The 7,115-nt window shown below is 41.0% G+C and carries 5 protein-coding genes; 2 read left to right on the top strand and 3 right to left on the bottom strand.

From position 1 onward, the window contains the following. Positions 1-231: 231 nt before the first annotated feature. Both hppD and H6G40_RS16960 read right to left on the bottom strand, forming a co-directional pair. Positions 232-1,317, bottom strand: coding sequence for a 4-hydroxyphenylpyruvate dioxygenase (hppD, locus tag H6G40_RS16965; RefSeq protein WP_002740161.1), 1,086 nt, complete (start codon positions 1,315-1,317; stop codon positions 232-234). A gap of 120 nt (positions 1,318-1,437) precedes the next feature. Then, a complete protein-coding gene (locus tag H6G40_RS16960; RefSeq protein WP_190538029.1) occupies positions 1,438-2,142 on the bottom strand; it encodes an SDR family oxidoreductase in 705 nt (234 codons plus the stop codon). Between the two features lie 733 nt (positions 2,143-2,875). Here H6G40_RS16960 and H6G40_RS16955 point away from each other — a divergent pair. After that, a complete protein-coding gene (locus H6G40_RS16955) occupies positions 2,876-4,153 on the top strand; it encodes a calcium-binding protein (protein WP_190538027.1) in 1,278 nt (425 codons plus the stop codon). Between the two features lie 229 nt (positions 4,154-4,382). On the opposite strand, the gene H6G40_RS16950 is transcribed toward H6G40_RS16955, so the two are convergent. Further along, positions 4,383-5,087 (bottom strand): SDR family oxidoreductase, encoded by a 705-nt coding sequence (locus H6G40_RS16950; protein WP_002740268.1) that lies wholly within the window; start codon positions 5,085-5,087, stop codon positions 4,383-4,385. A 733-nt stretch (positions 5,088-5,820) separates the two neighbouring features. Between H6G40_RS16950 and H6G40_RS16945 the strand changes: the two genes are divergently transcribed. Continuing rightward, positions 5,821-7,098, top strand: a complete 1,278-nt coding sequence (locus H6G40_RS16945; RefSeq protein WP_190538025.1) for a calcium-binding protein — start codon at positions 5,821-5,823, stop codon at positions 7,096-7,098. The last annotated feature ends 17 nt before the right edge of the window (positions 7,099-7,115 follow it).

The raw sequence follows: 7,115 nt of genomic DNA, 5'->3' as shown, positions 1-7,115 counted from the left end.
GAAACTATCTCATCAAATTAGTCCCCCCATAGAACCCCCTTGAGCCATCTTGCACACTTTTCTCTTTTTGTCAAATTTTATGTTAAGAAAGATGTGACTAATGGATAGCTTGATAAGGGGGGTGCCGATAGGCGGGGGGATCCCCCCTGCCCCCCTTGATAAGGGGGGTGTCTGAAAACTTTTAACACCTACCTACTTAGTCTCATGGGAAAAATGATCGCTTTTCTGACTCTAATCTAAAGTTCCTCGCTGTATTTGTTCCCGTTCGATCGCTTCAAATAGGGCCTGGAAGTTGCCTTCTCCAAAACCTCTAGCGGCATGACGTCGCTCGATTAATTCAAAAAAGAAAGTCGGCTGGGAAAAAATTGGTTTAGTGAAAATTTGCAGTAAAGTTGGCTTTTCCCTGAGGGAATGACTATTTTGTTCAAAATCAATGAGAATTTCCTGTTTTTTAATTTCTGACCATTCCCAATCAGCAATATTAAAATCCTTTTTTTGATAGTTAATTTGTTGATAATAACTGTTGGGAACTGATAGAAATTCTACTTTCCTTTCTTTTAATTTTTGAGTTAATCTTAAAATATTTTCTGTTTTTAAAGCAATGTGTTGAATGCCAGATTTTTGATTAATATCTAAAAATTCTTGAATTTGAGAACTGTTACTATCTGGTTCATTAATTGGTAATTTTAATTCAGTTTCGGGGTGAACAAGTACCTGGGAATAAAGACCAGAACGCTCCGTTTTAATAGTAAAAGTTTGCCTTTTTTTAAAGCCTAAATTTTCCTCATACCAATTGGCTGTTAACTCTAAATTTCCCTGAAAAACATTTAAAACTAAATGATCAATTGCCAGAATATCCTGATTATATTGTTCCTTGCTATCATACTCAATCAGATTAGGATCGGCTAAAATTGGCGTGATTCCCTGTCTTTCAATTAACGTATGTTTGAGATTAGCAATGCTAGAGATTTGACAGCTTTTTATCTTACCACTAGGCAAAACAGTTTCCTTGATCAAAATATCCTGTTTAATTCTCCTAGCTAAAGCGTCTAAATCCTCCACTTGAAAAGCCACATCTACCACCCCTTCAGGATATTTACTTAAAAATTCCGCCACGGGACTAAGGGAATTTAAAGGAGAAGATAAGATAAAAATAATCTGTTTAGTTTTATCTTTTTGGATGCCATTGCCAACTATTTCCGTGTGCGTGTGGAGATTAACTAAACTTGCAATCGCCTGAAAATCCATCACCCGCACCAACCAATCTCGCCATTTTTTGGCCGATTCTACATAAAAATGAATATGATCAACAAACATAGATAAAGTCAAAAAAAGGGTGTTTTTCAGTGAGCAGTAAACAGTGAAAATAAAACTCCGAACTTGCCACTTAATGCTATTCACTGATAACTGATAACTGATAACTGAAAAAGCTGATGACTAAAAAAAGAGATGACTATCGGGTTGAATATTAATTTCCATGGGGACAGCTTGGGGTTCAGCATTCATGGCAAAATAGATAGCATCGGCGGCAGTTTGAGCGGTTAACATTTTATTGCGATCAACTTTTAAACTCACCTGATCCCAAAAAGGAGTATCGACACCACCAAAATAGAATAAAGTCATTTTAATACCATAGCGTTTTAACTCATCGGCCAAACATTTACTAAAACCGACCACCCCGTACTTAGAAGCACAATAAGCGGCAGCCATAGCCATAGAATGCTTACCCAAAATTCCCACCGCATTACAGATATGACCGGCCTTATTTTCCTTCATCACATTAGCCGCAGCCTGACAGGTATAAAAACTCCCCTTCAGATTGAGGTCGAGCATTTTATCTAAATCTTCCGGCGTGATTTTATTATATTGTTTCATCACACCGGCTCCGGCCGCATTAACCAACACATCCAACCGGCCGTAATGGGAGACAATTTTTTCCATCAAAGTTTCCACCTGAGTCGGATTAGTGATATCCGTCGGTACAATTAACGAGGGACAAGACAACTCACCAGCTAAATTAGATAAATTATCGGCATTTCTGGCCACTAATACGAGTTTATGACCATTAACAGCTAGTTTACGCGCTAAAGTGGCACCTATACCCCCCGTAGCACCGACAATCAGGACAACTTTTTCGCTCATAATTATTTACAATTCCTTACAAATCTTATTGTAAACTGTTCCAACTGGAAAATCATCGCTAGACCCAACCCCTTGATTAGTGATTGGGGAGTTTGGGGATAGACAGGAACATGGATGCGATCGAGTGACCTGGGACTATTAGCGGGTAAACTATACTAAATTCGTTGAGTATAGGCTACTTATCAGGATAAGCAAAAGGCTTCGACGGTGAGACTTCGGCGTGATATCAGGCTTCCAGTCAGTAGCGATTGAGCCTTCAGCAGATCGTCGCAGTAACCGGATTCTTCCTTGATAATGATAATCAACGATATTAGCAGTGGCAAGTACGATTCTGGACATAAAAACCGAATTCAACAATTTTCCCCGATAAACTGCTTATTTAAACTTTATATAGAGTTTGACAACATTTGAAACACAACTTAATATAAGTTTGCATCCTAAAACTAAACACAACATTAAGTTAGTATTTCTTAGCATTCATCGAGAAGGCGAAAGAATTTGCCTTGATTTATTTTGACTCATTCCCTAACTACTGACTAAGAAAACTACCTAACAGAACTTTATGGTATCTCTTTTGATTGCTAGTCTTCTGACGTTGTGATATTGCCTAAGGGCTAAGGTGAAACGTCAGCAAATTTTTCCCTAACCAAAAATGCTGTAAAAAGCTTGGTCAATGGTTATAACTATTGACTGCACACTTTCTTGAAAAGACCAAATTGGAGGTTTGTAACTAATGGCAGTTTTCTTTGGAACTATATTTGACGACAACTTTGTGGGGACCCGTTTTAACGATACCTTTATTGGTAGTAGCGGCGACGACATATTCAATGGTGGCAGTGGTTTTGACACTGCCAACTACAGCAATCTTCGCAACCCTTTTTCCTCAAGCGTCTCTGTTCCACAGAGTATTACTATTTTGCCCACAGGCAAAATCTTGAAAGGTAGTCTCGGCAGTGATCAACTGACTTCTGTTGAAAGAATTATTGCCAATCCTTTTGCTAGTAATAATTTAATTGATGCTTCCACAGCCGCTGCCCCCTCATTTATCGAGGTTGATCTCAGTACCTCCCGTTTAACCGTCAGAAATGTTCCTCTTCTCGGTGCTTTAAACTTTACTGTTAACAACTTCGATGATGTCTCAGGAACTAATCAAGATGACTTCATAAAAGGTGATAGTCAAAATAATCTTTTGCGAGGAAATGGAGGTAATGACACCTTTTTCGGCACGACAGGAAACGATACCCTTGAGGGGGGAACAGGCAATGATACCGCCGACTATCGGGGATTAGGAAGAGCGATTACTGTCAAACCGACGGGAATCGTTGAGAAAAGGTTTGCAGGGGTCGATGATACGATCAGTATGGAGACGATTATTGCCAATCCTCTGGTGGGCGGTAACACTATCGATTCCAGCACTGCTTCGTTGGGAGCTTCCCTTTCTATCAATCTCTCCACGGGTGCGGCTTCTGTTTTTGGTCCTTTTCCCACCATCAATCGGACTTTTCTCAATTTTGATAATGTCATCGGGACTAGCGGCAATGATACAATTATTGGCGATTTTCAAGCCAACATTCTCAACGGTGGTGGGGGTGACGATACTCTTGTGGGTGGTACTGGGGCAGATACTCTCACTGGAGGAACAGGGGCTGACACTTTCATCTACGATTCTCGTTTTGAAGGAGTAGATTTGATAACTGATTTCACCTCTAGTGATCGAATTAACTTAAGATCTTCTGGTTTTACGGGATTATCTCTCGGTAGCCTCTCCGCTAGTCGCTACGGTGAAGGTAACTCCCTGTTTGCTGCCGCCGGTGCCGCATTTTTTGCGGGGTCTCTCTTTGGTGCAGCAATTTTGAGTGTTGGCACGGCTGCCGGGGTACAGGTGTGGTACACCAATAATGCTTTTAATACCCTCCTATTCGGTACAGGTGCTAACCTTCTGGCCACCTTAAGTTCTACCTCTACCAATTTGGCCACAGTTAACCAAAGCAACTTCAGTGTGATTGCCTAATATCTAAATTTGTCAATCTAAGGTAAGAGCTTGTACTGAAACAGTACAAGCCTTTTTATTGGAATCCCATAGAGCTTTAACCAACTTCTGATAGGATAAACCGTGACATAGATAAAGTCAAAAAAAAGGGTTTTTTCAGTGAGCAGTAAACAGTGAAAATAAAACTCCGAACTTGCCACTTAATGCTATTCACTGATAACTGATAACTGATAACTGAAAAAGCTGATGACTAAAAAAAGAGATGACTATCGGGTTGAATATTAATTTCCATGGGGACAGCTTGGGGTTCAGCATTCATGGCAAAATAGATAGCATCGGCGGCAGTTTGAGCGGTTAACATTTTATTGCGATCAACTTTTAAACTCACCTGATCCCAAAAAGGAGTATCGACACCACCAAAATAGAATAAAGTCATTTTAATACCATAGCGTTTTAACTCATCGGCCAAACATTTACTAAAACCGACCACCCCGTACTTAGAAGCACAATAAGCGGCAGCCATAGCCATAGAATGCTTACCCAAAATTCCCACCACATTACAGATATGACCGGCCTTATTTTCCTTCATCACATTAGCCGCAGCCTGACAGGTATAAAAACTCCCCTTCAGATTGAGGTCGAGCATTTTATCTAAATCTTCCGGCGTGATTTTATTATATTGTTTCATCACACCGGCTCCGGCCGCATTAACCAACACATCCAACCGGCCGTAATGGGAGACAATTTTTTCCATCAAAGTTTCCACCTGAGTCGGATTAGTGATATCCGTCGGTACAATTAACGAGGGACAAGACAACTCACCAGCTAAATTAGATAAATTATCGGCATTTCTGGCCACTAATACGAGTTTATGACCATTAACAGCTAGTTTACGCGCTAAAGTGGCACCTATACCCCCCGTAGCACCGACAATCAGGACAACTTTTTCGCTCATAATTATTTACAATTCCTTACAAATCTTATTGTAAACTGTTCCAACTGGAAAATCATCGCTAGACCCAACCCCTTGATTAGTGATTGGGGAGTTTGGGGATAGACAGGAACATGGATGCGATCGAGTGACCTGGGACTATTAGCGGGTAAACTATACTAAATTCGTTGAGTATAGGCTACTTATCAGGATAAGCAAAAGGCTTCGACGGTGAGACTTCGGCGTGATATCAGGCTTCCAGTCAGTAGCGATTGAGCCTTCAGCAGATCGTCGCAGTAACCGGATTCTTCCTTGATAATGATAATCAACGATATTAGCAGTGGCAAGTACGATTCTGGACATAAAAACCGAATTCAACAATTTTCCCCGATAAACTGCTTATTTAAACTTTATATAGAGTTTGACAACATTTGAAACACAACTTAATATAAGTTTGCATCCTAAAACTAAACACAACATTAAGTTAGTATTTCTTAGCATTCATCGAGAAGGCGAAAGAATTTGCCTTGATTTATTTTGACTCATTCCCTAACTACTGACTAAGAAAACTACCTAACAGAACTTTATGGTATCTCTTTTGATTGCTAGTCTTCTGACGTTGTGATATTGCCTAAGGGCTAAGGTGAAACGTCAGCAAATTTTTCCCTAACCAAAAATGCTGTAAAAAGCTTGGTCAATGGTTATAACTATTGACTGCACACTTTCTTGAAAAGACCAAATTGGAGGTTTGTAACTAATGGCAGTTTTCTTTGGAACTATATTTGACGACAACTTTGTGGGGACCCGTTTTAACGATACCTTTATTGGTAGTAGCGGCGACGACATATTCAATGGTGGCAGTGGTTTTGACACTGCCAACTACAGCAATCTTCGCAACCCTTTTTCCTCAAGCGTCTCTGTTCCACAGAGTATTACTATTTTGCCCACAGGCAAAATCTTGAAAGGTAGTCTCGGCAGTGATCAACTGACTTCTGTTGAAAGAATTATTGCCAATCCTTTTGCTAGTAATAATTTAATTGATGCTTCCACAGCCGCTGCCCCCTCATTTATCGAGGTTGATCTCAGTACCTCCCGTTTAACCGTCAGAAATGTTCCTCTTCTCGGTGCTTTAAACTTTACTGTTAACAACTTCGATGATGTCTCAGGAACTAATCAAGATGACTTCATAAAAGGTGATAGTCAAAATAATCTTTTGCGAGGAAATGGAGGTAATGACACCTTTTTCGGCACGACAGGAAACGATACCCTTGAGGGGGGAACAGGCAATGATACCGCCGACTATCGGGGATTAGGAAGAGCGATTACTGTCAAACCGACGGGAATCGTTGAGAAAAGGTTTGCAGGGGTCGATGATACGATCAGTATGGAGACGATTATTGCCAATCCTCTGGTGGGCGGTAACACTATCGATTCCAGCACTGCTTCGTTGGGAGCTTCCCTTTCTATCAATCTCTCCACGGGTGCGGCTTCTGTTTTTGGTCCTTTTCCCACCATCAATCGGACTTTTCTCAATTTTGATAATGTCATCGGGACTAGCGGCAATGATACAATTATTGGCGATTTTCAAGCCAACATTCTCAACGGTGGTGGGGGTGACGATACTCTTGTGGGTGGTACTGGGGCAGATACTCTCACTGGAGGAACAGGGGCTGACACTTTCATCTACGATTCTCGTTTTGAAGGAGTAGATTTGATAACTGATTTCACCTCTAGTGATCGAATTAACTTAAGATCTTCTGGTTTTGCGGGATTATCTCGCGGTAGCCTCTCGGCTCGTCGCTACGGTGAAGGTAACTCCCTGGTTGCTGCCGCCGCTGCCGCCCTTTCTGCTGGGGCATCCTCTAATGCAGCAATTTTGGGTGTTGGCACGGCTGCTGGGGTACAGGTGTGGTACACCAATAATGCTTTTGATACCACCGTATTCGGTACAGGTGCTAACCTTCTGGCCACCTTAAGTTCTACCTCTACCACTCTGGCCACAGTCAACCAAAGCAACTTCAGTGTAATTGCCTAATATCTAAATTTTTCAAT

The organism is Microcystis viridis FACHB-1342 (assembly GCF_014698335.1).
Lineage (GTDB): Bacteria > Cyanobacteriota > Cyanobacteriia > Cyanobacteriales > Microcystaceae > Microcystis > Microcystis ichthyoblabe_A.
The sequence above is the reverse complement of the archived record's forward strand: the minus strand, read 5'-3'. Positions and strand labels throughout refer to the sequence as shown.

Coding starts and splice junctions, on each gene's coding strand:
- hppD (WP_002740161.1), bottom strand. CDS start 1,317: ATGTTTGTTGATCATATTCATTTTTATGTAGAATCGGCCAAAAAATGG.
- H6G40_RS16960 (WP_190538029.1), bottom strand. CDS start 2,142: ATGAGCGAAAAAGTTGTCCTGATTGTCGGTGCTACGGGGGGTATAGGT.
- H6G40_RS16955 (WP_190538027.1), top strand. CDS start 2,876: ATGGCAGTTTTCTTTGGAACTATATTTGACGACAACTTTGTGGGGACC.
- H6G40_RS16950 (WP_002740268.1), bottom strand. CDS start 5,087: ATGAGCGAAAAAGTTGTCCTGATTGTCGGTGCTACGGGGGGTATAGGT.
- H6G40_RS16945 (WP_190538025.1), top strand. CDS start 5,821: ATGGCAGTTTTCTTTGGAACTATATTTGACGACAACTTTGTGGGGACC.